Below are 1,820 nucleotides of genomic sequence, written 5' to 3'. Positions count from 1 at the left end.
CGCAACCGGCTGATGGCGGTCTCCGGGCTGCGACTGCCCGCCACCCTCGTCTTCGACTACCCGACCGCCCAGGCGGTGGCCGATCACCTGGCGAGCGAACTCGGCGGAGCCGCCTCGGCCGGCGCGGTCACCGTGGCCAGGACGGTGGTCGACGACGAGCCGATCGCGATCGTGGGGATGGCCTGCCGGTTCCCCGGTGGGGTGTCCTCGCCCGAGGGTCTGTGGGACCTGGTGTCGTCCGGCACGGACGCCATCGGCGAGTTTCCCACCGACCGCGGCTGGGACCTGGACAAACTGTACGACCCGGACCCCGAGGCCCACGGCACCTCCTACGTGCGGCGCGGTGGCTTCCTGGGAGAAGCCGCCGAGTTCGACCCCGGCTTCTTCGGGATCAGCCCGCGTGAGGCGCTCGCGATGGATCCGCAGCAGCGGCTGCTGCTGGAGACCTCCTGGGAGGCGGTCGAGCGGGCCGGGATCCGCCTGAACCACCTGCGAGGAAGTCGTACGGGCGTGTTCACCGGCGTGATGTACCACGACTACGCGAGCCAGCTCACCTCCATACCGGAAGAGCTGGAGGGCCTGATCGGCACCGGCAACTCCGGCAGCGTCGCCTCGGGCCGGGTGTCGTACACCTTCGGGTTCGAGGGCCCCGCGATGACCGTGGACACCGCGTGCTCGTCGTCGCTGGTCGCGCTGCACCTGGCCGTGCAGGCGCTCAGGAACGGCGAGTGCGACCTGGCCCTGGCCGGTGGCGTGACGGTGATGGCGACTCCGGGCACGTTCATCGAGTTCTGCCGGCAGGGCGCCCTGTCCGTCGACGGCCGGTGCAAGGCGTTCTCGGCGGACGCCGACGGCGCGGGCTGGAGCGAGGGCGTGGGCATGCTGCTCGTCGAGCGGCTGTCGGACGCCCGGCGCAACGGCCACCAGATCCTCGCCGTCGTACGGGGCAGCGCCGTCAACCAGGACGGCGCGAGCAACGGGCTGACCGCGCCGAACGGTCCCTCGCAGCAGCGGGTGATCCGCCAGGCCCTGTCCAACGCGAACCTCTCGCCCGCCGACATCGACGTGGTCGAGGCGCACGGCACCGGAACGCCGCTCGGCGACCCGATCGAGGCGCAGGCGCTGATGGCCACCTACGGCCAGGACCGGCCCGAGGACCGGCCCGTCTGGCTGGGTTCCATCAAGTCGAACATCGGTCACGCCCAGGCCGCCGCGGGCACCGCCGGGATCATCAAGATGGTGATGGCGATGCGGCACGGCGTGCTGCCTCAGACGCTGCACGCGAACGAGCCGAGCCCGCACGTGGACTGGTCGGCGGGCGCGGTGGAACTGCTGACCGAGGCCCGCTCGTGGACCGCCGGGGATCACCCGCGCCGGGCCGCGGTCTCCTCCTTCGGAGTCAGCGGCACGAACGCGCACGTGGTGCTGGAGGAGGCCCCCGCCCAGGAGGCGGTCGAGGCCGAGGCGCCCGCCGAGGTACCGGCGGTGCCGGTGGTGCCGTGGGTGCTTTCGGCGAAGACGAGCGAGGCGCTCCGGGCACAGGCCGGGCGGCTCGGGGCGTGGCTGGAGGCGGGAACCGACGCCGACGCCGACGTGGCCCACTCCCTGGCATCCTCCCGGTCGGTGTTCGACCACCGCGCGGTGGTCGTGGGCGCGGATCGGGGTGAGCTCCTCGCCGGTACGGCGACGCTGGCCTCGGGTGGCGTCAGCGCCGGAGTGGTGACCGGTGTGCCCGGCTCGGACGGTAAGACGGTGTTCGTCTTTCCCGGTCAGGGGTCGCAGTGGCTGGGGATGGGGGTTGAGCTGCTGGAGTCGTCGGC

At 72.5% G+C, this 1,820-nt stretch carries 1 protein-coding gene; it reads left to right on the top strand.

The features are described 5' to 3' along the window. The coding region (locus tag ACTOQ3_RS43455) for a type I polyketide synthase (protein ID WP_440089914.1) at nt 1-1,820 on the top strand (1,820 nt) is incomplete at both ends.

Origin of the sequence: Streptosporangium sp. LJ11 (assembly GCF_051918945.1) — a bacterium.
GTDB lineage: Bacteria > Actinomycetota > Actinomycetes > Streptosporangiales > Streptosporangiaceae > Streptosporangium.
The sequence above is the reverse complement of the archived record's forward strand: the minus strand, read 5'-3'. Positions and strand labels throughout refer to the sequence as shown.